This window comes from Burkholderia metallica (assembly GCF_001718555.1).
Classification (GTDB): Bacteria; Pseudomonadota; Gammaproteobacteria; order Burkholderiales; family Burkholderiaceae; genus Burkholderia; species Burkholderia metallica.
The window spans coordinates 498,385-523,505 of record NZ_CP013401.1 but is presented as its reverse complement, the minus strand read 5'-3'; the positions used below and the strand labels follow the sequence as shown (position 1 = coordinate 523,505).

17 protein-coding genes, 2 tRNA genes and 3 rRNA genes are annotated in these 25,121 nt (G+C 62.2%); 10 read left to right on the top strand and 12 right to left on the bottom strand.

Going from position 1 to position 25,121, the window contains the following annotated elements:
- Nucleotides 1-18: 18 nt before the first annotated feature.
- A complete protein-coding gene (gene mraZ, locus WJ16_RS02370) occupies nt 19-447 on the bottom strand; it encodes a division/cell wall cluster transcriptional repressor MraZ (RefSeq protein WP_069255672.1) in 429 nt (142 codons plus the stop codon).
- A 386-nt stretch (nt 448-833) separates the two neighbouring features.
- Nucleotides 834-1,460, bottom strand: coding sequence for a 2-polyprenyl-3-methyl-6-methoxy-1,4-benzoquinone monooxygenase (gene coq7, locus WJ16_RS02365; RefSeq protein WP_069255671.1), 627 nt, complete (start codon nt 1,458-1,460; stop codon nt 834-836).
- 276 nt (nt 1,461-1,736) lie between these two features.
- Between coq7 and WJ16_RS02360 the strand changes: the two genes are divergently transcribed.
- Complete coding sequence (locus WJ16_RS02360) at nt 1,737-2,888, top strand: porin (protein ID WP_069255670.1); 1,152 nt, start codon at nt 1,737-1,739, stop codon at nt 2,886-2,888.
- 320 nt (nt 2,889-3,208) lie between these two features.
- Here the strand turns inward: WJ16_RS02360 and WJ16_RS02355 are convergent, their stop codons facing one another.
- The 8 genes from WJ16_RS02355 to WJ16_RS02315 form a co-directional block, all read right to left on the bottom strand.
- The gene (locus WJ16_RS02355; protein ID WP_069255669.1) at nt 3,209-4,882 is read right to left on the bottom strand and encodes a long-chain fatty acid--CoA ligase; all 1,674 of its coding nucleotides are present in this window, start codon (nt 4,880-4,882) and stop codon (nt 3,209-3,211) included.
- Between the two features lie 136 nt (nt 4,883-5,018).
- Nucleotides 5,019-7,094, bottom strand: coding sequence for a molybdopterin-containing oxidoreductase family protein (locus WJ16_RS02350; RefSeq protein WP_069255668.1), 2,076 nt, complete (start codon nt 7,092-7,094; stop codon nt 5,019-5,021).
- A gap of 277 nt (nt 7,095-7,371) precedes the next feature.
- Nucleotides 7,372-7,484 (bottom strand): 5S ribosomal RNA (gene rrf, locus WJ16_RS02340).
- Nucleotides 7,485-7,638: 154 nt separating this feature from the next.
- Nucleotides 7,639-10,519 (bottom strand): 23S ribosomal RNA (locus WJ16_RS02335).
- 280 nt (nt 10,520-10,799) lie between these two features.
- Nucleotides 10,800-10,875 (bottom strand) — tRNA-Ala (locus WJ16_RS02330).
- A 36-nt stretch (nt 10,876-10,911) separates the two neighbouring features.
- Nucleotides 10,912-10,988, bottom strand: a tRNA-Ile gene (locus tag WJ16_RS02325).
- A 64-nt stretch (nt 10,989-11,052) separates the two neighbouring features.
- A 16S ribosomal RNA gene (locus WJ16_RS02320) occupies nt 11,053-12,585 on the bottom strand.
- The 16S, 23S and 5S rRNA genes sit together here with 2 tRNA genes alongside, the layout of an rRNA operon.
- A 569-nt stretch (nt 12,586-13,154) precedes the next feature.
- Entirely contained in the window at nt 13,155-13,931 is a 777-nt protein-coding gene (locus WJ16_RS02315) for an enoyl-CoA hydratase (RefSeq protein ID WP_069255666.1), read from the bottom strand.
- A gap of 129 nt (nt 13,932-14,060) precedes the next feature.
- Between WJ16_RS02315 and paaN the strand changes: the two genes are divergently transcribed.
- The 5 genes from paaN (at nt 14,061) to paaK (ending at nt 19,685) form a co-directional block, all read left to right on the top strand.
- A complete protein-coding gene (paaN, locus tag WJ16_RS02310; RefSeq protein WP_069255665.1) occupies nt 14,061-15,767 on the top strand; it encodes a phenylacetic acid degradation protein PaaN in 1,707 nt (568 codons plus the stop codon).
- 87 nt (nt 15,768-15,854) lie between these two features.
- A complete protein-coding gene (pcaF, locus tag WJ16_RS02305; protein ID WP_069257929.1) occupies nt 15,855-17,057 on the top strand; it encodes a 3-oxoadipyl-CoA thiolase in 1,203 nt (400 codons plus the stop codon).
- Between the two features lie 45 nt (nt 17,058-17,102).
- Nucleotides 17,103-17,894, top strand: a complete 792-nt coding sequence (gene paaG, locus WJ16_RS02300) for a 2-(1,2-epoxy-1,2-dihydrophenyl)acetyl-CoA isomerase PaaG (RefSeq protein ID WP_069255664.1) — start codon at nt 17,103-17,105, stop codon at nt 17,892-17,894.
- A 1-nt stretch (nt 17,895) separates the two neighbouring features.
- Complete coding sequence (paaI, locus tag WJ16_RS02295) at nt 17,896-18,348, top strand: hydroxyphenylacetyl-CoA thioesterase PaaI (RefSeq protein WP_069255663.1); 453 nt, start codon at nt 17,896-17,898, stop codon at nt 18,346-18,348.
- 38 nt (nt 18,349-18,386) lie between these two features.
- The gene (gene paaK / locus WJ16_RS02290; RefSeq protein ID WP_069255662.1) at nt 18,387-19,685 is read left to right on the top strand and encodes a phenylacetate--CoA ligase PaaK; all 1,299 of its coding nucleotides are present in this window, start codon (nt 18,387-18,389) and stop codon (nt 19,683-19,685) included.
- Between the two features lie 256 nt (nt 19,686-19,941).
- On the opposite strand, the gene mltA is transcribed toward paaK, so the two are convergent.
- Nucleotides 19,942-21,066 (bottom strand): murein transglycosylase A, encoded by a 1,125-nt coding sequence (gene mltA, locus WJ16_RS02285; RefSeq protein ID WP_226243401.1) that lies wholly within the window; start codon nt 21,064-21,066, stop codon nt 19,942-19,944.
- Between the two features lie 28 nt (nt 21,067-21,094).
- On the opposite strand from mltA, the gene WJ16_RS35485 reads away from it, so the two are divergent.
- Nucleotides 21,095-21,238, top strand: coding sequence for a hypothetical protein (locus WJ16_RS35485; RefSeq protein ID WP_226243402.1), 144 nt, complete (start codon nt 21,095-21,097; stop codon nt 21,236-21,238).
- Nucleotides 21,239-21,252: 14 nt separating this feature from the next.
- On the opposite strand, the gene apaG is transcribed toward WJ16_RS35485, so the two are convergent.
- Complete coding sequence (gene apaG, locus WJ16_RS02280; protein WP_069255661.1) at nt 21,253-21,627, bottom strand: Co2+/Mg2+ efflux protein ApaG; 375 nt, start codon at nt 21,625-21,627, stop codon at nt 21,253-21,255.
- A gap of 178 nt (nt 21,628-21,805) precedes the next feature.
- On the opposite strand from apaG, the gene rpe reads away from it, so the two are divergent.
- The 3 genes from rpe to trpE all read left to right on the top strand — a co-directional run bounded on the left by rpe (nt 21,806) and on the right by trpE (nt 25,112).
- A complete protein-coding gene (gene rpe, locus WJ16_RS02275) occupies nt 21,806-22,492 on the top strand; it encodes a ribulose-phosphate 3-epimerase (RefSeq protein WP_059522359.1) in 687 nt (228 codons plus the stop codon).
- Between the two features lie 4 nt (nt 22,493-22,496).
- Nucleotides 22,497-23,261 (top strand): phosphoglycolate phosphatase, encoded by a 765-nt coding sequence (locus WJ16_RS02270; RefSeq protein WP_069255660.1) that lies wholly within the window; start codon nt 22,497-22,499, stop codon nt 23,259-23,261.
- A 357-nt stretch (nt 23,262-23,618) separates the two neighbouring features.
- The gene (gene trpE, locus WJ16_RS02265; RefSeq protein WP_069255659.1) at nt 23,619-25,112 is read left to right on the top strand and encodes an anthranilate synthase component I; all 1,494 of its coding nucleotides are present in this window, start codon (nt 23,619-23,621) and stop codon (nt 25,110-25,112) included.
- Nucleotides 25,113-25,121 lie beyond the last annotated feature (9 nt).

Here is a 25,121-nt window from a genome sequence, read left to right as displayed (position 1 = left end):
GCGTCTCCGTCACCGCAATCAGAACGTGAAATTCTTCAGCGCGTCGGGCATGCCCTGCGCCATCGCTGCCTGCTCCTTCGCGTTGTAGGTCTGCGAATCCCACAGCTCGAAGTGACTACCCATTCCCAACAACATGACTTCCTTTTCCAGTCCGGCTGCCATGCGCAGCTCCGGCGATACGAGAATCCGGCCCGCGCCGTCGAGATCGACGTCCATCGCATTGCCGAGAAAAATGCGCCGCCACCAGTGCGCGTCCATCGGCAGCGCGGCGATCTTGGCGCGGAATACTTCCCATTCAGGGCGCGGAAACAGCAACAGGCAGCCGTCCGGGTGCTTGGTCACAGTCACCCGTCCTTCTGCCTGTCCTTGCAGCGCTTCGCGATAGCGAGCCGGCACCGACATCCGCCCTTTCGCATCGAGCGTCAGCGCCGACGCCCCTTGGAACACTTTCCGCTCTCCCGTTCAGGGCACCGAAGCACCCGCTCCATGCTGAGAATTTAGCCGGAATAGCCCGCCAAATCACACAAAAATACACTTTCTCACACTGTCTCCCACTTTAGAGGAAGGGTGTGGCACGGTCAAGGGAGCGGCCCGCTTTTTTGACGAATTTTGTTAGTTAGAACAAGGACTTACGCGCACATGCTCATACGGCCCCTCATCCCAAAAACCGTTATAAATGAATGAGCTAGTGCAACTTGTGAAGGTGATACGTGAGAAAGGCGAGCCAGACGGGTGTGCGGGCGGGGCTTTCGGGGGCGGGAAAACGAGGAATAAACGGGCGGTATCGGCGGCGGGGAACCCGGGCGCCGTCACACGTCGCCCGAGTGTGGACCTCACAGATAGTATGCAGTGCTCGTCATGACTTTCGATGCAGCGCGCATCAGCATTCGCGCAGGGAGCGGCAGTTCGATCCCGCCCGCGTCGGCCGCGGCCTTGCCGTGCTTCACTTCGTCGAGCCGCATCTGGTCGACGATCGCACGCGACGCGGTATCCGTCGCCGGCAGCTCGGACATATGGCCTTCGAGATGGCTCTCGACCTGCCGTTCGGTCTCGGCCATGAAGCCGAGGCTGACCTTGTCGCCGAGCGCGCCGGCCGCCACGCCGATCGCGAGCGAACCCGCATACCACAGCGGGTTCAGCAGGCTCGGACGCGAGTCCAGCTCCTTCAGGCGATGCGCGGTCCACGCGAGGTGGTCCTCCTCCTCGCGCGCGGCTTCCTCGAACATCGCCTTCGCCGACCCCGTGCGCGCGGTGAGCTTCTGCGCCTGGTAGAGCGCCTGGGCACAGACCTCGCCGACGTGGTTCACGCGCATCAGTCCGGCCGCATGCTTACGCTCCGCCGGCGTCAGTTCGACGGCCGGCGCGTCGGCCGGCGCGGGCACCGGGCGGCTCATCCGGCTAATGCCGGTCAGCGATCGCAGGCCGCGATCGAATTCGCTGATCAGTTCATCAAACACCATCCTGTTCTCCTGGCTGCAGGTGCTGCCGCGAGCGGCAAGGGCACGAGTCCGCTGCGTAACCGACTTGATTATTCAGCGGAAATTGCGGTTAACCCGTGATTTTAACCATTGTTGCATAAAGGAAACATGGCGGCCTTGAGCTGCGGCATTTCGCTTTGTGGCAAAAACCGGTTTTGCTACATTACGTGCGACTTCTTGCGAAGTTGATGGGGCCCGTCAACAGAACATAACTATCCGCCCCGCCAGAAAAATTCAGTGATTCTTGGAGATCCGTTAATGAAAAAGTCGCTTCTCGCGCTCGTCGCGCTGGGCGCGTTCGCTGGCGCTGCCCATGCGCAAAGCAGCGTGACGCTTTACGGCATCATCGATGAAGGCCTGCTCTTCAACAACAATGCGGGCGGCAAGCACCTGTACAGCATGGCCAGCGGCGTGATGCAAGGCAGCCGCTTCGGTCTGCGCGGCACCGAAGATCTCGGTGGCGGCCTGAAGGCGATCTTCACCCTCGAAAACGGTTTCGACGTGAACAGCGGCAAGCTCGGTCAGGGCGGCCTGATGTTCGGCCGTCAGGCTTACGTCGGCCTGTCGAGCAACTTCGGTACGGTCACGCTGGGTCGTCAGTACGACTCCGTCGTCGACTTCGTCGGCCCGCTCGAGGCAGGCGACCAGTGGGGCGGCTACATCGCCGCTCACCCGGGCGACCTCGACAACTTCAACAACGCCTATCGCGTGAACAACGCGGTCAAGTTCACGAGCGCGAACTACGGCGGCCTCACGTTCGGCGGCTTGTACAGCTTCGGCGGTCAGGCGGGCCAGTTCTCGAAGAACCAGGTCTGGTCGCTCGGCGCAGGCTACACCAACGGCCCGTTGGTGCTGGGTGTCGGCTACTTGAACGCACGTACGCCGAACCAGTTCGGCGGCATGTTCAACAACGGCTCCGCGTCGTCGTCGGTTTCGTCGCCGATCTACGGCGGGTACGCGAACAACGCGAACACGTACCAGGTCATCGGTGCAGGCGGCGCCTACACGTTCGGCGCAGCGACGATCGGCGCGACGTACTCGAACACGAAGTTCAAGGGCTTCTCGGCAGGCCCATTCGTGAACCAGACCGCGACGTTCAACAACGGCGAAATCAACTTCAAGTATCAGCTGACCCCGGCGCTGATTCTCGGCGCAGCGTACGACTACACGCAAGGCAGCAAGATCGACGGCAATTCGGCAGCCAAGTACCACCAGGGCTCGCTGGGCGTCGACTACTTCCTGTCGAAGCGCACGGACGTCTACGCGATCGGCGTGTATCAGCATGCATCGGGCAACGTGCTCGACGCGAACGGCGACATCCTGAAGGCAACGGCAGCGATCAACGGTCTCGCAGGTTCGAGCACCAGCAACCAGGTCGCAGCACGCGTCGGTATCCGTCACAAGTTCTAATCAGCTTGCCTGACAAGCCGCAGCATATTGAAGGCGCCTTCGGGCGCCTTTTTCTTTGGGCGTTCGTGCGCCCGGCACGGGCACATTCCTGCGCGTGAATGTCTGGCCGTGAGTCGACCACGGCGAATGAAGCGAAGCGCAACCGCGTGACGGTGGGCGCCTGGCAGGAAGGTCGGCGGATCGGTCAGCATCGCGCCGGAATTTGACCGCTCGGCGCAGGATGTACAACGCCAACCCTCAAAAACAAAAATGCCGTTCAGCTGCTTGGCTGAACGGCATGCCGGCGCGAGCCGTGCTTTTTCTTTCGGTCGACCGCGCCGTTACGCGCGTCCGTCGCGCAGTTCGCGCCGCAGGATCTTGCCGACGTTCGTCTTCGGCAGCTCGGTACGGAACTCGACCAGCTTCGGCCGCTTGTAGCCGGTGAGCCGCTCCTTGCAGTACGCGAGGATGTCCTTGTCGGTGAGCGCCGGATCCTTCTTCACGACGAACAGCTTCACCGCTTCGCCGGAATGCTCGTCGGGTACGCCGACCGCCGCCACCTCGAACACGCCCGGATGCGACGCCACGACGTCCTCGACCTCGTTCGGATACACGTTGAAGCCCGATACGAGGATCATGTCTTTCTTCCGGTCCACGATCTTCACGTAACCGCGCGCATCCATCACGCCGACGTCACCCGTCTTGAAGAAGCCGTCCGCGAACATGACCTTCGCGGTCTCGTCCGGCCGGTTCCAATAGCCTGCCATCACCTGCGGCCCGCGAATGCAGATTTCGCCCGGTTCGCCGAGCGCGACGTCGTTGCCGGCATCGTCGCGAATCACCACTTCGGTCGACGGCAGCGGCAGGCCGATCGTGCCGCTGTATTCGGTCGCCGTCACCGGGTTGCAGGTCGCCACCGGCGACGTTTCGGACAGCCCGTATCCTTCGATGATCGCGGTATGGGTCTTTTCATACCAGCGTTTCGCGACGCCTTCCTGGATCGCCATGCCGCCGCCGTTGGCGATCACGAGCTTCGACAGGTCGAGCTGATTGAAATCGGGGTGGTTCAGCAGTGCGTTGTACAGCGTGTTGACCGCGGGAATGGTCGAGATCTGGTAGCCCTTCAGTTCCTTGATCATGCCGGCGATGTCGCGCGGGTTCGGGATCAGGATGCCCATGCCGCCCGTGCGCATCGTCAGGAAACCGCAGACGGTCAACGCGAACACGTGGTACAGCGGCAGCGCGACAACGGTCACGAACTGTTTCACGTCCGGATATTTCTCGTGAGCCGGCTGGTGCCAGGCACCCGCCTGCAGCACGTTCGACACGATGTTCCGGTGCAGCAGCGTCGCGCCTTTCGCGACGCCGGTCGTGCCGCCCGTGTATTGCAGGAACGCGACGTCGTCGGGACCGATCTTCTGCGCGTTGAAAGTCTGGCGCGCGCCTTCCGACATCGCGGCCTTGAAACGCGTGAACGACGGCAGCTGCCACGCAGGCACCATCTTCTTCACGTTGCGCACGACGTAGTTGACGAGCCATCCCTTGATGCCCAGCAGATCGCCCATCGATGCGACGACGACATGCTTGACGCCCGTATTCGCGATGACGGCCTGCAGCGTCGACGCGAAATTCTCGAGGATGACGATCGCTTCCGCACCGCTGTCCTTCAGCTGATGTTCGAGCTCGCGCGGCGTGTAGAGCGGATTGACGTTGACGACGGTGTAGCCCGCGCGCAGTACCGCGGCGATCGCCACCGGATACTGCAGCACGTTCGGCATCATGATCGCGACGCGCGCCCCGCGCGCCAGCCCGCGCGATTGCAGCCATGCGCCGAACTGGCGCGACAGCGTGTCGAGTTCGCCGTACGTGATGCCCTTGCCCATGCAGACGAACGCCGTGCGGTCGCGATACTGGCGGAAGCTTTCGTCGAGCAGGTCCGGGACGGAAGGATAAGGAGACGCGTCAATTTCGGCTGGAACGCCGGGCGGGTACGATTTCAGCCAAATTTTGTCCATACTGCGCGTCTCCTCACAGATTTTCGAATGGTCGTGCTAAAACGCATCGTAACGGCTCGCACGTCCCGAGACAACAGGGTTAGATGTCCACTTCGAACTTCCGTGGAAATTCGTCCGATCATACGGCGATATTCGATCAAATGCGTTCAACTTCCACAAGGCAATCGTAGAACGTCGCCGAGTTGCCGAGATCGGTGAGCGCCTGGCTCGTCACCTCGTTCGCGTTTCTGCCGTCCGGCGACAGCTTTTTCCACCAGATCGACAACCCGACGACGAGCCCGGCACGTGCGCGATCGGTAATTCTCGCGCGTGCCTGCATCGATCCGCGGTCGTTGAAGATGCGTACGACGTTACCGTCGGCAATGCCGCGCGCCTCGGCGTCGAACGGATGGATGTCCAGATGCGGCTCGCCTTCGGTATGACGCAGGCTGTCGACGTTCACGAACGTGCTGTTCAGGAAGTGGCGGGCCGGCGGCGAAATCATCGAGAGCGGATATCGCGCGGCGAGCTCCGGGGCCGCCTCGGCCGATTCGAACGGCGGCAGGTAGTCGGGCACGGGGTCCGCGCCCATCTGCTCGAGCCTGGGGCTATGGAACTCGCACTTGCCCGACGGCGTACGGAAACCGCCGTTTGCAAAGGGCGCCTCCGGCAGCTTCAGCTTCAGCCAGCCGGCGCGCTTCAGCGTGTCCCAGTCGCTGTCGAGCACCGGATCGTCCCAGCGAAGCGCCGCGCGCGCGACCTCTTCGTCGCTGTGATAGAGCGCGGGCTCGTCGAGCCCCATGCTGCGCGCGATGCCGCGGAAGATCTCCGTATTCGGCCGCGCGTCACCCACCGGCGGAATCGCGGGCAGGTTCGCCATCACGTAGGTGTGACCGTACGATTTGTGGATGTCCAGATGCTCGAGTTGCGTGGTCGCCGGCAACACAATGTCTGCGAAATCGACGGTATCTGTCTTGAAGTGCTCGAGAACGACCGTAAACAGATCGTCACGCGCGAACCCTTGGGCGACCTTCGAAGAATCCGGTGCAACGGCCACCGGATTCGAGTTGTAGACGATCACCGCTTCAACTTTCGGCCCGAAGGTGGCATCGCCGGGGTGCAGCAGCGCGTCACCGATCGCGTTCATGTTGATGATGCGCGGCAGCCTGTGCGGCCAACCCGGCATCAAGTCCGGGCGCAGCAGCGCCGCCTGGTTCACCGGCGCGGATTCCGACGACGAGAGCAACAGGCCGCCGGCCCGGTCCCGCCATGCGCCCGTCAGCGCCGGCAGACTTGCAATCGCGCGTACCGCGTTCCCGCCGCCGCGCACGCGCTGCATGCCGTAGTTGAGGCGGATCGATGCCTTGCGGGTAGCGCCGTAACGACGCGCAAGGTCGATCAGCTCCGACGCGTCGATGCCGCAGATCTGCGCAACGCGTTCCGGCGGGTAGGACATCGCCCGCTCCTTGAGCGCGTCGAAGCCGAGCGTATGGTTGGCAATATAGTCGTGATCGAGCAGGTTCTCGGTAATCAGCACGTGCATCATGCCGAGCGCGAACGCGCCGTCGGTGCCCGGTTTCAACGCGATGTGCTGGTGACATTTCTCCGCCGTCAGCGAACGGTACGGATCGATCGCGACAAGGCGCGCGCCCCGGCGCTTCGCTTCCTGCGCACGCGTCCAGAAGTGCAGGCTCGACGCGATCGGGTTTGCTCCCCAAATCAGAATCAGTTCGCTTTCCTCGAAATACTCGAGGTGCATGCCGAGACTGCCGCCATAGGTGTAACGCAATCCGGCTGCCCCGGCGGCCGCGCAAATTGTGCGCTCGAGCCGCGAGGCGCCGAGCTTGTGAAAGAACCGCTGGGCGATGCCTTCCCCCTGCACGAGCCCCATCGTGCCTGCATAACTGTACGGCACGATCGCTTCCGGCGCGCGCGCCACGATTTCACCGAGACGACGACCGATCTCGTCGAGCGCTTCATCCCAGCCGATCGGTACGAAGCGCCCTTCCCCTTTCGCGCCGATGCGCTTGAGCGGAACGGTGAGGCGGTCGGGGTGATGAACGCGCTCGGCGTATCGGCTGACTTTCGTGCACAACACGCCTTGTGTCGGCGGATGGTCGGGATCGCCCGTGACCTTGATCGCTCTGCCGTTTTCGACGGTCACGCGCATTGCACACGTGTCCGGACAATCGTGCGGGCAAACGGCCCGGGCTACCTGTATGGCGGCGTTCATCGTTTTGAGTGCGGAGGTGGGGATTCGCAAATTTTACGTGGACACGCCGTATCAAGCGTTTATTTCGTGCGATCGAAAGCGGTTGGTGGAGGTGGAGGCGTTTCGATTGTTGGATGCGTGTCTGTCGGGGAGCGCGCGGAAGCGCTATCGACGGCTAACGTGCCAGCTCCGCGTCGGTGGCAATGTCCTGGCGCATCTGCAAAATGCTGCTGCATGCATTTCCGCCGCTGAAATGCAAAAACCCCCGCCTTTCGGGCGGGGGTTCTTGGCTTAGGGAGCCTGACGATTACCTACTTTCACACGGGAATCCGCACTATCATCGGCGTAGAGTCGTTTCACGGTCCTGTTCGGGATGGGAAGGGGTGGGACCGACTCGCTATGGTCATCAGGCAAAGAGGGTTGTTGTGCTGGCTTGGCAGCACAACCAATCCGGGAAGAAGCAGTAATTTTGGGTTGTGTGTATCACACACGAGAATCCAACATGTCGCTTTGGATCGCGGCCAGTGCTTGCGCACGGCGCCGATCCATAAGGCAGACTTGTTATAGGATCAAGCCTTACGGGCAATTAGTATCAGTTAGCTGAACGCATTACTGCGCTTACACACCTGACCTATCAACGTCCTGGTCTCGAACGACCCTTCAAGGAGGTCTAGCCTCCAGGGATATCTCATCTTAAGGCGAGTTTCCCGCTTAGATGCTTTCAGCGGTTATCTCTTCCGAACATAGCTACCCGGCGATGCCACTGGCGTGACAACCGGTACACCAGAGGTTCGTCCACTCCGGTCCTCTCGTACTAGGAGCAGCCCCCTTCAAATATCCAACGCCCACGGCAGATAGGGACCAAACTGTCTCACGACGTTTTAAACCCAGCTCACGTACCTCTTTAAATGGCGAACAGCCATACCCTTGGGACCGGCTACAGCCCCAGGATGAGATGAGCCGACATCGAGGTGCCAAACACCGCCGTCGATATGAACTCTTGGGCGGTATCAGCCTGTTATCCCCAGAGTACCTTTTATCCGTTGAGCGATGGCCCTTCCATACAGAACCACCGGATCACTATGACCTGCTTTCGCACCTGCTCGACTTGTCGGTCTCGCAGTTAAGCACGCTTATGCCATTGCACTATCAGCACGATTTCCGACCGTACCTAGCGTACCTTCGTACTCCTCCGTTACGCTTTGGGAGGAGACCGCCCCAGTCAAACTGCCTACCATGCACTGTCCCCGACCCGGATCACGGGCCAAGGTTAGAACCTCAAACAAACCAGGGTGGTATTTCAAGGACGGCTCCACCGAAACTAGCGTTCCGGTTTCATAGCCTCCCACCTATCCTACACAGATCGGTTCAAAGTCCAATGCAAAGCTACAGTAAAGGTTCATGGGGTCTTTCCGTCTAGCCGCGGGTAGATTGCATCATCACAAACACTTCAACTTCGCTGAGTCTCGGGAGGAGACAGTGTGGCCATCGTTACGCCATTCGTGCAGGTCGGAACTTACCCGACAAGGAATTTCGCTACCTTAGGACCGTTATAGTTACGGCCGCCGTTTACCGGGACTTCAATCAAGAGCTTGCACCCCATCATTTAATCTTCCGGCACCGGGCAGGCGTCACACCCTATACGTCCACTTTCGTGTTTGCAGAGTGCTGTGTTTTTATTAAACAGTCGCAGCCACCAGTTTATTGCAACCCCTTCACCCTCCTGGCGCAGGCCAGTCAAGCTACAAGGGCGTACCTTATCCCGAAGTTACGGTACCAATTTGCCGAGTTCCTTCTCCCGAGTTCTCTCAAGCGCCTTAGAATACTCATCTCGCCCACCTGTGTCGGTTTGCGGTACGGTCATCGTTAGACTGAAGCTTAGAGGCTTTTCTTGGAACCACTTCCAATTGCTTCGCTCCCGAAGGAGCTCGCGCCACACCCTTGAATTGCGCACCCGGATTTGCCTAAGTGCCTTCTCCAATGCAGCGACCGGGACTTCCAACACCCGGACAACCTTCCGCGATCCGTCCCCCCATCGCATCTAACAATGGTGCAGGAATATTGACCTGCTTCCCATCAGCTACGCATTTCTGCCTCGCCTTAGGGGCCGACTCACCCTACGCCGATGAACGTTGCGTAGGAAACCTTGGGCTTACGGCGAGGGGGCCTTTCACCCCCTTTATCGCTACTCATGTCAGCATTCGCACTTCCGATACCTCCAGCACCCTTTACAAGGCACCTTCGCAGGCTTACGGAACGCTCTCCTACCATGCGTGCTAAGCACGCATCCGCAGCTTCGGTATATAGCTTAGCCCCGTTACATCTTCCGCGCAGGACGACTCGATCAGTGAGCTATTACGCTTTCTTTAAAGGGTGGCTGCTTCTAAGCCAACCTCCTGACTGTTTTAGCCTTCCCACTTCGTTTCCCACTTAGCTATATTTGGGGACCTTAGCTGGCGGTCTGGGTTGTTTCCCTCTTGACACCGGACGTTAGCACCCGATGTCTGTCTCCCGTGATTGCACTCTTCGGTATTCGGAGTTTGCTATGGCGGGGTAATCTGCAATAGACCCCCAACCATGACAGTGCTCTACCCCCGAAGGTGAGACACGAGGCACTACCTAAATAGTTTTCGGAGAGAACCAGCTATTTCCAGGTTTGTTTAGCCTTTCACCCCTATCCACAGCTCATCCCCTAACTTTTCAACGTTAGTGGGTTCGGACCTCCAGTACGTGTTACCGCACCTTCATCCTGGCCATGGATAGATCACCTGGTTTCGGGTCTACGCCCAGCAACTGAACGCCCTATTCGGACTCGCTTTCGCTACGCCTGCCCTATACGGTTAAGCTTGCTACTGAACGTAAGTCGCTGACCCATTATACAAAAGGTACGCCGTCACCCCTTACGAGGCTCCGACTGTTTGTATGCATGCGGTTTCAGGATCTATTTCACTCCCCTCCCGGGGTTCTTTTCGCCTTTCCCTCACGGTACTGGTTCACTATCGGTCGATCACGAGTATTTAGCCTTGGAGGATGGTCCCCCCATCTTCAGACAGGATTTCACGTGTCCCGCCCTACTTGTCGCACACCTAGTTCTTTCATACTGTTTTCGCCTACAGGGCTATCACCTGCTATGGCCGCACTTTCCAGAGCGTTCGGCTAACAATACAAATAAAGAGTGCAAGGCTCATCCCATTTCGCTCGCCACTACTTTGGGAATCTCGGTTGATTTCTTTTCCTGCGGTTACTTAGATGTTTCAGTTCACCGCGTTCGCTTCGCATGGCCTATGTATTCAGCCATGGATACTCCAAAAGGAGTGGGTTTCCCCATTCGGACATCTACGGATCAAAGCTCGTTTGCCAGCTCCCCGTAGCTTTTCGCAGGCTACCGCGTCCTTCATCGCCTGTGATCGCCAAGGCATCCACCACATGCACTTGTTCGCTTGACCCTATAACGAGTCTGTCTCGTTACAGGTTGAGTTCTCGCGTTGTGCCGTATTCCAATTGAGTCGAACATAGAGTTCGAATCATCTTGAGATACATCGATACAATCACAACCCGGATAGTTTTCACGTCCATCTCAAGACGCTTCCGCTATCCAAATTACTTACTTCTTCCAGATTGTTAAAGAACGACAGCCGATACGTACTACGTACCGCTCTGACTGGCTCAATCGCCAATGCAAAATTCTCGGTTCAATGTCTGAACCAAGCCCTTAGCGTTGGTGATTGGTGGAGGCAGACGGGATCGAACCGACGACCCCCTGCTTGCAAAGCAGGTGCTCTCCCAGCTGAGCTATGCCCCCATGTACAGAGAACTTCAGGGTACTACCGCCAGACAATGGTGGGTCTGGTTGGATTCGAACCAACGACCCCCGCCTTATCAAGACGGTGCTCTAACCGACTGAGCTACAGACCCCTGAGTCTGTCTTTAAATTTACAGCCGATAAGCGTGAGCGCTCAACTTGTGCGAGAAGCTCTGGAAAGGAGGTGATCCAGCCGCACCTTCCGATACGGCTACCTTGTTACGACTTCACCCCAGTCATGAATCCTACCGTGGTGACCGTCCTCCTTGCGGTTAGACTAGCCACTTCTGGTAAAACCCACTCCCATGGTGTGACGGGCGGTGTGTACAAGACCCGGGAACGTATTCACCGCGGCATGCTGATCCGCGATTACTAGCGATTCCAGCTTCATGCACTCGAGTTGCAGAGTGCAATCCGGACTACGATCGGTTTTCTGGGATTAGCTCCCCCTCGCGGGTTGGCAACCCTCTGTTCCGACCATTGTATGACGTGTGAAGCCCTACCCATAAGGGCCATGAGGACTTGACGTCATCCCCACCTTCCTCCGGTTTGTCACCGGCAGTCTCCTTAGAGTGCTCTTGCGTAGCAACTAAGGACAAGGGTTGCGCTCGTTGCGGGACTTAACCCAACATCTCACGACACGAGCTGACGACAGCCATGCAGCACCTGTGCGCCGGTTCTCTTTCGAGCACTCCCACCTCTCAGCAGGATTCCGACCATGTCAAGGGTAGGTAAGGTTTTTCGCGTTGCATCGAATTAATCCACATCATCCACCGCTTGTGCGGGTCCCCGTCAATTCCTTTGAGTTTTAATCTTGCGACCGTACTCCCCAGGCGGTCAACTTCACGCGTTAGCTACGTTACTAAGGAAATGAATCCCCAACAACTAGTTGACATCGTTTAGGGCGTGGACTACCAGGGTATCTAATCCTGTTTGCTCCCCACGCTTTCGTGCATGAGCGTCAGTATTGGCCCAGGGGGCTGCCTTCGCCATCGGTATTCCTCCACATCTCTACGCATTTCACTGCTACACGTGGAATTCTACCCCCCTCTGCCATACTCTAGCCTGCCAGTCACCAATGCAGTTCCCAGGTTGAGCCCGGGGATTTCACATCGGTCTTAGCAAACCGCCTGCGCACGCTTTACGCCCAGTAATTCCGATTAACGCTCGCACCCTACGTATTACCGCGGCTGCTGGCACGTAGTTAGCCGGTGCTTATTCTTCCGGTACCGTCATCCCCCGGCTGTATTAGAGCCAAGGATTTCTTTCCGGACAAAAGTGCTTTACAACCCGAAGGCCTTCTTCACACACGCGGCATTGCTGGATCAGGCTTTCGCCCATTGTCCAAAATTCCCCACTGCTGCCTCCCGTAGGAGTCTGGGCCGTGTCTCAGTCCCAGTGTGGCTGGTCGTCCTCTCAGACCAGCTACTGATCGTCGCCTTGGTAGGCCTTTACCCCACCAACTAGCTAATCAGCCATCGGCCAACCCTATAGCGCGAGGCCCGAAGGTCCCCCGCTTTCATCCGTAGATCGTATGCGGTATTAATCCGGCTTTCGCCGGGCTATCCCCCACTACAGGACATGTTCCGATGTATTACTCACCCGTTCGCCACTCGCCACCAGGTGCAAGCACCCGTGCTGCCGTTCGACTTGCATGTGTAAGGCATGCCGCCAGCGTTCAATCTGAGCCAGGATCAAACTCTTCAGTTTAAACCTGTTACTGTTTTCGGTTCTTTCGAACCGGTCGCTCACTCAAAGCTGACAGGAATATGAATCACTTCATAAACCTGACTTACTTTAGTGTGAGACTCTTGATACTTTCGCTATCTGATCCGAAGATCAGCTCGCTTTCATCAAGCGCCCACACTTATCGGCTGTTAATTTTTAAAGAGCATTTCTGCGAGAAACCTGAAGTTTCTCAGCAGCGCTGCGTTTTCAGCAGCAGAGAAGCGAGATTATGAACCGTGTTTCGCAGCGCGTCAACAACTTTTTACATCAGATCGTTGCGGCTGCGGGGCTCAACTTCCAGGCCAGCCGTGCGCTCCAGACTCCAGCGCTCCGCCCACCCTGCTTCCCTCTTCCGCGCCGCGTTTCCGTTAGCGCGAAAGAGGCGTGATTCTAAGCACCGGCCACCTTCCACGCAAGCCCTTTGTGAAAATAATTTGAAAAAGCCCCCGTGCGCTCGCGCGCACGGGGGCTTCGGGTTCGACGACCGGACCAATCATGCCGGCCACCGAAACCAACCAGTAGCCGGCCACCCATACCGGCAGCCCAACCGATCAGCGATGCTTGAACGTCGGCTTCCGTTTTTCGACGAATGCCGCCATCCCTTCTTTCTGGTCTTCGGTCGCGAACAGCGAATGGAACAGCCGACGCTCGAAGTGGACACCTTCGGCCAGCGTCGTCTCGTACGCACGGTTGACCGACTCCTTGACCATCATGACTGCCGGCAACGAAAACTCGGCGATCGTCGTTGCAGCCGCAATCGCTTCGTCGAGCAGCTTGTCGGCCGGCAGCACGCGCGATACGAGCCCCGCGCGCTCCGCCTCGGCCGCATCCATGAAGCGGGCCGTCAGGCACATGTCCATCGCCTTCGCTTTCGACACCGCGCGCGGTAGACGCTGCGTGCCACCCGCGCCCGGCATGACGCCGAGTTTGATTTCCGGCTGGCCGAACTTGGCCGTATCCGCCGCGAAGATGATGTCGCACATCATTGCCAGCTCACAGCCCCCACCCAGCGCAAAGCCCGAAACCGCCGCAATGATCGGCTTGCGGATCTCGCGGACCGTCTCCCAGTTGCGCGTGATGTAGTCGCCCCGGTAGACATCCATATAGGAATAGGTCGCCATCATGCCGATGTCCGCGCCGGCTGCGAACGCCTTCTCGCTCCCGGTCACGACGATCGCGCCGATGCCATCGTCAGCATCGAACGCCTTCAGCGCGTCTCCCAGCTCATCCATCAGCGCATCGTTCAGCGCGTTCAGCGCCTTCGGACGGTTCAGCGTAACCAGCCCGACACGCCCCCGGGTCTCCACCAGGATGTTCTCGTAAGCCATCTATTTCTCCTCGATCAATGAAATGAGAAACGCCTCGCACATGCGAATAGTTTGATGCTACCATTCTCCGACCAACCGGTCGGTTAATTAATCGATCCAACCCCTCTCAACGTCCATCAGGCTGCCGCCATGACCCATGCACTGTTCACGAAGCACGAAGACACGCTGAAGCACGCACTCGCCGCCATCGAGAGCCGCGGGTACTGGAGCCCGTTCGCCGAAATGCCGAGCCCCAAAGTGTACGGGGAAAGCGCGAATGCAGATGGCGAGGCCGCGTTCAAGTCGCACCTCGACAAGACGTTCGCGCTCGACCAGCCGGCGTCCGGCGAAACGGTCGGTGCAGAGCGGTCGCCGTACGGCATCGCCTTGGGCATCCGGTATCCGAAGTCGACGCCTGACGAACTGATCGCCGCCGCCGCGGCCGCGCAACGCTCGTGGCGCGAAGCCGGCCCGAGCGCCTGGGTCGGCGTCAGCCTCGAAATCCTCGCGCGCCTGAATCGCGCAAGCTTCGAGATCGCCTACAGCGTGATGCACACCACGGGGCAGGCATTCATGATGGCGTTCCAGGCTGGCGGCCCGCACGCGCAAGATCGTGCGCTCGAGGCAGTCGCGTATGCATGGGACGAACTGCGCCGCATCCCGGCCGATGCGCACTGGGAAAAGCCGCAAGGCAAGAACCCGCCGCTCGCGATGCACAAGCGCTATACGATCGTCCCGCGCGGCACGGGCCTCGTCCTCGGCTGCTGCACGTTCCCGACCTGGAACGGCTACCCGGGCCTGTTCGCCGATCTGGCAACCGGCAACACCGTGATCGTCAAACCGCATCCGGGCGCGATCCTGCCCCTCGCCATTACCGTGAAGATCGCTCGTGACGTGCTGCGCGAAGGCGGATTCGATCCGAACGTCGTCACCCTCCTCGCGACCGAACCCAACGACGGCGCACTCGTCCAGGATCTCGCGCTGCGCCCCGAGATCAAGCTGATCGACTTCACCGGCAGCACGCAGAACGGCACGTGGCTCGAACGCCATGCTCACCAGGCACAGGTCTATACCGAGAAGGCAGGCGTCAACCAGATCGTGATCGATTCGACCGACGACCTGAAGGCCACCGCCAAGAACATCGCATTCTCGCTGGCGCTGTACTCCGGCCAGATGTGCACCGCGCCGCAGAACATCTACGTGCCGCGCGACGGCATCCGGACGGCGGACGGCCATGCGAGCTTCGACGAGGTCGCACAGGCAATCGCCGTCGCCGTGCAAAAACTCACCGGCGACCCGGCACGCTCGGTCGAACTGATCGGCGCGATCCAGAACGAAGGCGTGACCGCACGCATCGACGACGCCCGCCAGCTCGGCCGCGTGCTCGCCGACAGCCTGACCCTCCAGCACCCCGCCTTCCCCGATGCCCGCGTGCGCACGCCGCTCGTGCTGCAACTCGACGTGGCCGATCGCGAGAAATTCACGCAGGAGTGGTTCGGCCCGATCTCGTTCGTGATCGCGACCGACTCGACCGCGCAGTCGCTCGATCTCGCCGGCGAAATCGCGGCGGAACATGGCGCACTGACGCTCTCCGTCTACAGCCTCGACGAGGCGACCGTCGAGGCCGCGCACGACGCGGCGGTGCGCGGCGGTGTCGCGCTGTCGATCAACCTGACGGGCGGCGTGTTCGTGAACCAGTCGGCAGCGTTCTCGGATTTCCACGGCACGGGCGCGAACCCGGCCGCCAACGCGGCACTGGCCGACCCGGCGTTCGTTGCCAACCGGTTCCGCGTGGTGCAAAGCCGCGTCCATGTTGCGCCGAAAGCGGTACCTGCGGAAGCCGGCCAACCGGCATAACCCGAATGGTCGACGTGCAAACGCCGTCACGTTCTCTACCATGAACGAATCCGCCACCCGGCGGGTTCGTTGCTCATCGATACGACCATGACAGACGCCTTTATCTGCGACGCGATTCGCACCCCCATCGGCCGCTACGGCGGCGCCCTGAAAGATGTCCGCGCCGACGACCTCGGTGCGGTGCCGCTCAAGGCGCTCGTCGAACGCAACCGCAACGTCGACTGGACGGCGATCGACGACGTGATCTACGGCTGCGCGAACCAGGCCGGCGAAGACAACCGCAACGTCGCGCGCATGTCGGCGCTGCTCGCGGGCCTGCCGATCGACGTGCCCGGCACGACGTTGAACCGGCTGTGCGGCTCCGGGATGGACGCGATCGGCACGGCTGCACGCGCCATCAGGGCAGGCGAAGCGCGGCTGATGATCGCCGGCGGTGTCGAGAGCATGACGCGCGCGCCGTTCGTGATGGGCAAGGCTGCGAGCGCTTTCGCGCGCCAGGCCGACATCTTCGACACGACGATCGGCTGGCGCTTCATCAATCCGCTGATGAAACAGCTGTATGGCGTCGATTCGATGCCCGAGACCGCCGAGAACGTCGCGGTCGATTACAACATCAGCCGCGCCGACCAGGACCTGTTCGCACTGCGCAGCCAGCAGAAGGCCGCGCGGGCTCAGCACGACGGCACGCTCGCCGAAGAAATCGTCGAGGTCACGATTGCGCAGAAGAAAGGCGATCCGGTCGTCGTGTCGCGCGACGAACATCCGCGCGAGACGTCGCTCGAAGCGCTGGCGAAGCTCAAGGGTGTCGTGCGCCCCGACGGCTCGGTGACGGCCGGCAATGCATCGGGCGTGAACGACGGTGCGTGCGCGCTGCTGCTCGCCAATGCGCAGGCAGCCGACCAGTACGGCCTGCGCCGCCGCGCACGCGTGATCGGCATGGCGACAGCCGGCGTCGCGCCGCGCGTGATGGGCATCGGGCCCGCGCCAGCCACGCAGAAACTGTTGCGCCAGCTCGGCATGACCATCGACCAGTTCGACGTGATCGAGCTGAACGAAGCGTTCGCATCGCAAGGTCTCGCGGTGCTGCGCATGCTCGGCGTCGCCGACGACGATCCGCGCGTGAACCCGAACGGCGGCGCAATCGCACTGGGCCATCCGCTCGGCGCATCGGGCGCCCGCCTCGTGACCACGGCGCTCCACCAACTCGAGCGTACGGGCGGCCGCTTTGCGCTGTGCACGATGTGCATCGGCGTCGGCCAGGGCATCGCACTCGCGATCGAACGCGTGTAACCCGCGCGCCGCCCGCCTATAACGAAGTCATGAAGGAGACACTGCATGTCCTATCAGGCGATTCAGCTGGATATCGATCAGGCCTCGAACGTGGCCACGATCACCCTCAACCGCCCCGACAAGCTGAACAGCTTTACGCGGGCGATGCATCGCGAGCTGCAGTCGGCGCTCGATGATGTCGAGGCAGCCGGCGCGCGCGCACTGATCCTGACGGGTGCGGGGCGCGGCTTCTGCGCGGGCCAGGACCTGGCCGATCTCGACTTCACACCGGGCGCGTCGACCGACCTCGGCGCGCTGATCGACGAGCACTTCAATCCTCTGATCCGCCGCCTGCAGTGTCTGCCGATTCCAGTGATCGCCGCCGTCAACGGCACGGCGGCCGGCGCCGGCGCGAATCTCGCGCTCGCATGCGATCTCGTGTTCGCCGCCCGCTCGAGCAGCTTCATCCAGGCCTTCGTCAAGATCGGGCTCGTACCCGATTCGGGCGGCACGTGGTTCCTGCCGCAGCGCGTCGGTATGGCACGTGCGCTGGGGCTCGCGCTGACCGGCGACAAGCTCGGTGCCGACCAGGCCGAACAATGGGGCTTGATCTGGCGCGCGGTCGACGACGACGCACTCGCCGCGACGGTCCGTCAGCTCGCCACCCAGCTCGCGCAGCAACCGACGCTCGCGCTTGCATCGATCAAGCAATCGATGCGGGCCAGCGTCACGAATACGCTCGACCAGCAACTCGACGTGGAGCGCGACCTGCAGCGCAAGCTCGGCCAGTCGCACGACTACGCGGAAGGCGTGCAGGCCTTCATCGAGAAACGCGCGCCGCGCTTCGAGGGGCGTTGACATGACGACCCCCATCGCCACGCTCGATCCCGATTCGCTCGCCCGCGCCACCGCGCGCGCCATGTACGACGCCGACGCATGCAGCCGTGCGTTCGGAATGGAAATCGCCGAAGTCCGCGCGGGCTACGCGCGTCTGCAGATGCGCGTACGGCCCGAATTCCTGAACGGACATCAGACCTGCCATGGCGGGATCATCTTCACGCTGGCCGATTCGACGTTCGCGTTCGCGTGCAATTCGTACAACGTGAACACCGTCGCGGCTGGCTGTTCGATCGAATTCCTGCGCCCCGTGCACGGCGACGACGTGCTGACGGCCGAGGCGATCGAACAGGCTCGCGCCGGCCGCCAAGGCATCTACGACATTCGCGTCACGAACCAGACCGGCGAAACCGTCGCGATGTTTCGCGGCAAATCCGCCCAGATCAAGGGCACGGTCATCCCGGAAGACCGCTGACGTCCACGGCTCGCACATAACAAACACTGGAGACATGCATGACTACCTCGCTACCGCTCGAGCCGATCGAGACCGCCTCACGCGACGAGCTGACCGCGCTGCAGCTCGAACGCCTCAAGTGGTCGCTCCGGCATGCGTATGACCACTCTCCCGTCTATCGTCGCAAGTTCGACGACGCGGGCGTCCATCCCGACGACCTGAAGACGCTCGCCGACCTGTCGCGCTTCCCGTTCACGACGAAGAGCGACTTGCGCGGCAGTTACCCGTTCGGCATGTTCGCGGTGCCGCAGGACCAGATCTCGCGCATTCATGCGTCGTCGGGCACGACCGGCAAGCCGACAGTCGTCGGCTATACGACCGGCGACATCGACACCTGGGCGAATCTCGTCGCACGCTCGATCCGTGCCGCCGGCGCGCGGCGCGGCGACAAGGTGCATGTCAGCTACGGCTACGGCTTGTTCACGGGCGGGCTCGGCGCGCACTACGGCGCCGAACGCGCCGGGCTGACCGTAATCCCGTTCGGCGGCGGCCAGACCGAGAAGCAGGTACAGCTGATCCAGGATTTCCGACCCGACATCATCATGGTGACGCCGAGCTACATGCTGTCGATCGCCGACGAAATCGAGCGCCAGGGCCTCGATCCCGTGCAGAGTTCGCTGCGCATCGGCATTTTCGGCGCGGAACCGTGGACCAACGACATGCGCGTCGCGATCGAGCAGCGGATGGGCATCGACGCGGTCGACATTTACGGGCTGTCCGAAGTGATGGGCCCCGGCGTCGCGTCCGAATGCGTCGAGACCAAGGATGGCCCGACGATCTGGGAAGACCACTTCTATCCGGAAATCATCGACCCCGAAACCGGCGAAGTGCTGCCGGACGGCGAACTCGGCGAGCTCGTGTTCACGTCACTGACGAAGGAGGCGCTGCCGATCGTCCGCTACCGGACCCGCGACCTCACGCGGCTGTTGCCCGGCACGGCCCGCACGATGCGCCGGATGGAGAAGATCACGGGTCGTTCGGACGACATGATGATCGTGCGCGGCGTCAACGTGTTTCCGACGCAGATCGAGGAACAGTTGCTCAAGCAGCGCGCGCTCGCACCGCACTATCAGATCGTGCTGACGAAGGAAGGCCCGCTCGACGTGCTGACGCTCAACGTCGAGCCCTGCCCAGAGACCGCGCCCGATACGGCGGCGATTCATGCGGCAAAACAGGCGCTCGCGTACGACATCAAGTCGCTGATCGGCGTAACGGCCGTGATCAACGTGTTGCCCGTCAACGGGATCGAGCGTTCGGTCGGCAAGGCGCGACGCGTCGTCGACAAACGCAAGGGCTGACGCCGGACGCCGCGCATGCATGACGCGTGGTGAATCCGCGCTTGCAAATGAAACACCCCCGATCGGCCAACGCCGATCGGGGGTGTTTCATTTCAGGGCGCCATTGGCGCATCCGCCGACGCGACAAGCCCATCACGAAAACCGGTGTCGCACCTGTGCCCCGCAATCGGAGCGATCCGCCCCACGCACACCATCGCGCCCACCAGCACCGCGGTTCGATGCATCAACGGCGCGCCCCGGGCCCTACTGCCTCACGTCACGAATTCGGGAACAGCAGCCACATCCGGCCGACCTGCTTCATCCGCCCGGCCTGATCGCCTGCATCGTCACCGAGCCCCCAGAAATAGTCGGCCCGCACGCCGCCCTTGATCGCCGAGCCCGTATCCTGCGCGAACACGAGCCGGTTCATCGGCGTATTCGTCAGCGGGCGCGTGGTCTGCAGGAACACGGGGGTGCCGAGCGGGATCGACGACGGGTCGACGGCGATTGAACGCTCGGGCGTCAGCGGCACGCCGAGCGCGCCGATCGGGCCGTCCGCGCCACCGTGCGGTGCATCTTCCTTGGTCGGCATGTCACGGAAGAACACGAATCGCGGGTTCGTGTCGAGCAACGCGTCGACCCGGGTCGGGTTCGCCTTCGCCCATGCCTTGATGCCCTGCATCGTCGCCTGGGCGGGCGTCAGCTCGCCGCGATCGAGCAGCCACTTGCCGATCGACCGGTACGGCTGGTTGTTGGTGCCACCGAAGCCGACCCGCATCACCGAACCGTCGTCGAGCAGCACGCGTCCCGAGCCCTGCACCTGCAGGAAGAACGCTTCGATCGGGTCGTCGACCCACACGAGTTCGTTGCCGTTCAGAATGCCGGCGCGTTCGAGCTGAGCGCGCGCCGGCAGCGCGGCGCCCGCACGATAGCCGGCCGGCCAGCGATAGAGCGCGTACTGATACGGACCGCGCCGCACGCGCGAACCATGCAGCAGCGGCTCGTAATAGCCGGTCACGAGCCCGTCGAGCGTCCCGTCGGTGTTCGCAAACTGGAATGGCGTGAAATAGGTTTCGAAGAACGCCCGCGCGCTGCTGACATCGAGCTCGTCGAGCCGGTCGGCCGCCGCACACGCGCGCTGCCAGGCCGGCTGGCGCGCGAGCCGCGTGCAGTTCTGCCGCAGCGCGGCCGTCGCGCCGATCAGCGAATCGTCCTGCCAGCCCGGCACCTGCTGCCACGCGACCGGCGTGAGCCGCTTCGCGGCGACCTGCCCCGGCACGATCGCCGCGCCGGTCGGCGGCTTCAGCGTGGAGGTGCGCGTCGGCGCACCGCCGCACGCGGCAAGCAGCGCCGCCGCGGCCGCCGCCGCAACCCACCCGGCCAGCCGGGGCCCAAACCACATACAATGTCCGTTCTTGATGGAAACCGCCATGTCAGATTTTCTCGACCAATATCCGATGCTCATCTTCGCGCTCGAAGCCTTCGTCGCGCTTGCCCTGCTGATCTTCATCGTCGTGTGGACGTCGTCGGGCAGAAAGAAGCACGCCCGCAACCACGATCGCCAGCCGCGCTGACGCGCGCCGCACGCTCAATGCAGCGTGCGCGGCATGTGCAGGGCGAACTCGTCGACCGGCGCCTCGAAGCGCTCGCCGTCCTCCGCCACGCAGAAGTACGCGCCGCGCATCGTGCCGACCGGCGTCGCGATCACGGCCCAGCTCGTGTACTCGAAGTGCTCGCCCGGCTGCAGCAGCGGCTGGTGCCCGACGACGCCGAGCCCCTTCACTTCCTGCACGTGGTTCTCGCTGTCCGTGATGATCCAGTGACGCGCGATCAATTGTGCCGCGACCTGCCCCGTGTTGCGGATGGTCAGCGTGTACGCGAATGCGTATTGACGGCGATCGGGGTCGGATTGTTCCGGCAGGTAGCCGGTTTTCACCGAAACGGTGAACTGATACTGACTCATGGTGTTTCCGCTGGAAGATGACTGACCGTGCCGGCATGGGCAACGGGGCCGCGGGCGCGCCGCATTGGTTCGGCATTCTATGCGCATTCGGGCCGCGACCGCACGGCCCGCCGCCGCGCACCGGGTCGCCGGACGGTAGAATGTGGGTTTTGCGCCGCAACGTCCCCGCTCCCCAGCCATGACCCAATTCCGCATCGCCCCCAGCATCCTGTCGGCCGATTTCGCTCGGCTCGGCGAAGAAGTCCGCAACGTGGTCGCCGCCGGCGCCGACTGGATCCACTTCGACGTGATGGACAACCATTATGTGCCGAACCTGACCATCGGCCCGCTCGTGTGCGAAGCGATCCGCCCGCACGTGCAGGTGCCGATCGACGTGCACCTGATGGTGCGCCCGGTCGACCGGATCGTGCCCGATTTCGCGAAGGCCGGTGCAAACCTGATCAGCTTCCACCCGGAAGGCTCCGATCACATCGACCGCACGCTGTCGCTGATCCGCGACCACGGCTGCAAGGCCGGCCTCGTGTTCAATCCGGCCACGCCGCTGAACTACCTCGACCACGTGATGGATCGCCTGGACTTCGTGCTGCTGATGTCGGTCAACCCGGGCTTCGGCGGCCAGTCGTTCATTCCGGAAACGCTGAACAAGCTGCGCGAAGCACGCGCTCGCATCGACGCGTACATCGAGCGCACAGGCCGCGAGATCCTGCTCGAAGTCGACGGCGGCGTGAAGACCGACAACATCGCGGAAATCGCGGCGGCCGGCGCGGACACCTTCGTCGCCGGTTCGGCGATATTCGGCAAGCCCGACTACCGCAAGGTGATCGACGAGATGCGCGCCGCGCTCGCTACCGTCGAGCGGAGCTGACGCCGTGGCCGACTCGTCGCTCGCCGGCCATGCGCCGGCCGGAGCCGCGCCGCAAGCCGCTCCGATCCGCTTCGCTGCGCCGCGCATCGATGCGGCGCTGATCGACCTCGACGGCACGATGGTCGATACGGCCGACGATTTCACGGCCGGCCTGAACGGAATGCTCGCGCAGCTCGGCGCACCGGCCACGTCGCGCGACGAAGTGATCGGCTACGTCGGCAAGGGCTCCGAACACCTGATCCATAGCGTGCTGAAGCCGCGCTTCCCGGCCGATGAAGCGCACGCGCGCTTCGACGACGCGCTGGCGATCTACCAGACCGAATACGCGAAGATCAACGGCCGCCACACGCGCCTCTATCCGGACGTGACCGCCGGCCTCGACGCGCTGCGCGCGGCCGGTATCCGGCTCGCGTGCGTGACGAACAAGCCGCACCGCTTCGCGGTCGAGCTGCTCGCGCAATACGGGCTGGCCGACTGCTTCGGCATCGTGCTCGGCGGCGACAGCGTCGCACGCAAGAAGCCCGATCCGCTGCCGATGCTGACGGCCTGCGACGCGCTCGGCGTCGCACCGGATGCGGCAGTCGCGATCGGCGACTCGGAAAACGATGCGCTGGCAGGCCGCGTGGCCGGGATGGCGACGCTGACGGTGCCGTACGGCTACAACCATGGCAAAGCTATACAAACGATAAATTCGGATGGTATAGTCGATTCGTTGCTGGTCGCAGCTCGCGCAATTTCCGCGCACAACGCCGGCCGGCCAACCCTCTGATTATTTCTTCCATCCGCATGTTTCTGAATAAAAAACGGAGTCTGAGCAGCATCGACCGGGGAGCCTGGCCCTGGCGTCGCTGGTCGCGCTAACCTCTTCGATGAGGTACGCTGAAGCACGTCTTCAGCGCCGTTTTTTATCTCGCTGCGCATCCGCGCGCCGATCGTCGCACCACCTCGAGTTCCACCGCGTCCGAACGCTTGCGTTCAGGACCGGCCGCAGGCTCGCGACGTTCACGCCCGGAGTGCCGGCCGGCAACAGGCACTTCTCGATCGACCGCCCTTTCGCCGACGGCACCCCGCGCAGCGTCAAGTGATCCCTGGCGCCCGCGCCGCTCGTCCCGAACAGGACCGGAACATGACCGAACTCGAATTTCAATCGCTCGCGAACGAAGGCTACAACCGCATTCCGCTGATCGCGGAAGCCCTCGCCGATCTCGAAACGCCGCTGTCCCTCTACCTGAAGCTGGCCCAGCCCGAACGCTCGGGCGCCAACTCGTTCCTGCTCGAATCGGTGGTCGGCGGCGAACGCTTCGGCCGCTATTCGTTCATCGGCCTGCCCGCCCGTACGCTCGTGCGTACCCGCAACGGCGTGTCGGAAGTCGTGCGCGACGGCCAGGTCGTCGAGACGCACGACGGCGACCCGTTCCAGTTCATCGAATCGTTCCAGGCGCGCTTCAAGGTCGCGCAGCGCCCGGGCCTGCCGCGCTTCTGCGGCGGCCTCGCCGGCTACTTCGGCTACGACGCGGTGCGCTACATCGAGAAGAAACTCGCGCATACCGCGCCGCGCGACGATCTCGGCCTGCCCGACATCCAGTTGCTGCTGACCGAGGAAGTCGCGGTGATCGACAACCTCGCCGGCAAGCTGTACCTGATCATCTACGCGGATCCGGGCCAGCCCGAAGCGTATGCGAAGGCGAAACATCGCCTGCGCGAGCTGAAGCAGCGCCTGCGCACGACCGTGCAGCCGCCCGTCACGTCGGCGAGCGTGCGCACCGAGACGTTCCGCGAGTTCAGGAAGGACGACTATCTGGCCGCCGTGCGCCAGGCGAAGGAATACATCGCGGCCGGCGAACTGATGCAGATCCAGGTCGGCCAGCGTCTGACGAAGCCGTACCGCGACAATCCGCTGTCGCTGTATCGCGCGCTGCGTTCGCTGAACCCGTCGCCATACATGTACTACTACAACTTCGGCGATTTCCACGTGGTCGGCGCGTCGCCGGAAATCCTGGTGCGCCAGGAAAAGCGCGGCGACGACCAGATCGTCACGATCCGGCCGCTGGCCGGCACGCGCCCGCGCGGCAACACGCCCGAGCGCGACGCGGAACTCGCGACCGAGCTGCTCAACGATCCGAAGGAGATCGCCGAGCACGTGATGCTGATCGACCTCGCGCGCAACGACGTCGGCCGCATCGCGGAAATCGGCTCGGTGCACGTGACCGACCAGATGGTCATCGAGAAATACTCGCACGTGCAGCACATCGTCAGCTCGGTCGAAGGCAAGCTGAAGCCCGGCATGACGAACTACGACGTGCTGCGCGCGACGTTCCCGGCCGGCACGCTGTCCGGTGCGCCGAAGGTCCGCGCGATGGAGCTGATCGACGAGCTCGAGCCGGTCAAGCGCGGGTTGTACGGCGGTGCGGTGGGCTACCTGTCGTTCTCGGGCGAGATGGATCTCGCGATCGCGATCCGCACGGGCCTGATCCACAACGGCAACCTGTACGTGCAAGCGGCGGCCGGCGTCGTCGCGGATTCGGTACCCGAATCCGAATGGCAAGAGACCGAGAACAAGGCGCGCGCGGTGCTGCGTGCGGCCGAACAGGTCCAGGACGGCCTCGATAGCGACTTCTGACCGGAGACT

Bases quoted from the DNA above. Each gene is read 5' to 3' on its own strand.
- coq7 (WP_069255671.1), bottom strand. From the start codon at position 1,460: ATGGTGTTTGATGAACTGATCAGCGAATTCGATCGCGGCCTGCGATCG.
- WJ16_RS02360 (WP_069255670.1), top strand. From the start codon at position 1,737: ATGAAAAAGTCGCTTCTCGCGCTCGTCGCGCTGGGCGCGTTCGCTGGC.
- WJ16_RS02355 (WP_069255669.1), bottom strand. From the start codon at position 4,882: ATGGACAAAATTTGGCTGAAATCGTACCCGCCCGGCGTTCCAGCCGAA.
- WJ16_RS02350 (WP_069255668.1), bottom strand. From the start codon at position 7,094: ATGAACGCCGCCATACAGGTAGCCCGGGCCGTTTGCCCGCACGATTGT.
- WJ16_RS02315 (WP_069255666.1), bottom strand. From the start codon at position 13,931: ATGGCTTACGAGAACATCCTGGTGGAGACCCGGGGGCGTGTCGGGCTG.
- paaN (WP_069255665.1), top strand. From the start codon at position 14,061: ATGACCCATGCACTGTTCACGAAGCACGAAGACACGCTGAAGCACGCA.
- pcaF (WP_069257929.1), top strand. From the start codon at position 15,855: ATGACAGACGCCTTTATCTGCGACGCGATTCGCACCCCCATCGGCCGC.
- paaG (WP_069255664.1), top strand. From the start codon at position 17,103: ATGTCCTATCAGGCGATTCAGCTGGATATCGATCAGGCCTCGAACGTG.
- paaI (WP_069255663.1), top strand. From the start codon at position 17,896: ATGACGACCCCCATCGCCACGCTCGATCCCGATTCGCTCGCCCGCGCC.
- paaK (WP_069255662.1), top strand. From the start codon at position 18,387: ATGACTACCTCGCTACCGCTCGAGCCGATCGAGACCGCCTCACGCGAC.
- mltA (WP_226243401.1), bottom strand. From the start codon at position 21,066: ATGTGGTTTGGGCCCCGGCTGGCCGGGTGGGTTGCGGCGGCGGCCGCG.
- WJ16_RS35485 (WP_226243402.1), top strand. From the start codon at position 21,095: ATGTCAGATTTTCTCGACCAATATCCGATGCTCATCTTCGCGCTCGAA.
- apaG (WP_069255661.1), bottom strand. From the start codon at position 21,627: ATGAGTCAGTATCAGTTCACCGTTTCGGTGAAAACCGGCTACCTGCCG.
- rpe (WP_059522359.1), top strand. From the start codon at position 21,806: ATGACCCAATTCCGCATCGCCCCCAGCATCCTGTCGGCCGATTTCGCT.
- trpE (WP_069255659.1), top strand. From the start codon at position 23,619: ATGACCGAACTCGAATTTCAATCGCTCGCGAACGAAGGCTACAACCGC.